Genomic DNA, 304 nt, shown 5'->3' with positions numbered 1-304 from the left:
GAAAGCGGCCGAGTATGCGGGGCTAAACGCAAAGCGGACCCTGGTTTTGATCTACAGCCTGTCCGGCGTTCTCTGTGCTATCGCTGGGATACTGATGGCCGCGCGCTTCAACTCGGTCCGGGTGGGCCACGGCGAGGCAATGCTTTTGATTACCGTACTGGCCTGCTTTCTAGGAGGCATCGACCCCTTCGGTGGTCACGGACGGGTTGCCCCGGTGATTATCGCGCTGGTGATCTTGCAAGTGCTGAGCTCAGGCTTGAACCTCATCGGCGCCAATCAGCACCTGTCGACCGCGGTATGGGGC

General features: G+C 60.5%; 1 protein-coding gene. It reads left to right on the top strand.

Annotated features, from left to right (window positions below; all coding sequences use genetic code 11):
- A partial coding sequence (locus SB749_RS19110; RefSeq protein ID WP_410711690.1) for an ABC transporter permease occupies positions 1–304 on the top strand: 304 nt, incomplete at both ends.

This window comes from Brevibacterium sp. SIMBA_078 (genome assembly GCF_046534565.1).
In the GTDB taxonomy this organism is placed as follows: domain Bacteria; phylum Actinomycetota; class Actinomycetes; order Actinomycetales; family Brevibacteriaceae; genus Brevibacterium.
This window is presented reverse-complemented; position numbering and strand designations above follow the sequence as displayed.